The 498-nt window shown below is 57.0% G+C and carries 1 protein-coding gene and 2 rRNA genes; 1 reads left to right on the top strand and 2 read right to left on the bottom strand.

Annotated features, from left to right (window positions below; genetic code table 11):
* A 23S ribosomal RNA gene (locus C5749_RS19380) occupies positions 1 to 83 on the bottom strand; the annotation flags it as partial.
* 108 nt (positions 84 to 191) lie between these two features.
* Between C5749_RS19380 and C5749_RS19700 the strand changes: the two genes are divergently transcribed.
* A complete protein-coding gene (locus C5749_RS19700) occupies positions 192 to 362 on the top strand; it encodes a hypothetical protein (protein WP_181151537.1) in 171 nt (56 codons plus the stop codon).
* Between the two features lie 39 nt (positions 363 to 401).
* Here C5749_RS19700 and C5749_RS19375 read toward each other — a convergent pair.
* Positions 402 to 498: ribosomal RNA gene (locus tag C5749_RS19375) — 16S ribosomal RNA — on the bottom strand; the annotation flags it as partial.

Below are 498 nucleotides of genomic sequence, written 5' to 3'. Positions count from 1 at the left end.
CCCCGCGGCTTATCGCAGCTTGTCGCGTCCTTCTTCGCCTCTGGGAGCCTAGGCATCCCCCGTGTGCCCTTATTTACTTTCTTCCGTCCGCTGCCCCTTTTGCCTGGCAGACGGACTGCCTCCGCCCTCTGACGGTATAAACCGCCCGAGGACTTCCTCTGTCTTCTCTTGTGTCTTCTCTTTTTCCCAATATGTCAAAGAACGTTTTCCGGGAACCCCTCACAGCGGCCGGACCCTGCAGCAGAAAGCATGGCGGACCATGGAACCTTATGCAGGGAAGGACCGGAGGACATTCCCGAACAGCGGCACCGTCAGGTACGACCCTGACGGTGCCCGTCTCTTCTTCCTTAATGACAGGATGATCATCAATGTGCGCAGCAAGTCCGGTCCGGACGCTCCAGAAAGGAGGTATTCCAGCCGCACCTTCCGGTACGGCTACCTTGTTACGACTTAGCCCCAATTACCAGTATTGCCCTAACACGCTCCTTGCGGTTACAT

Origin of the sequence: Sphingobacterium gobiense (genome assembly GCF_002980575.1) — a bacterium.
Classification (GTDB): domain Bacteria; phylum Bacteroidota; class Bacteroidia; order Sphingobacteriales; family Sphingobacteriaceae; genus Sphingobacterium; species Sphingobacterium gobiense.
This window is presented reverse-complemented; position numbering and strand designations above follow the sequence as displayed.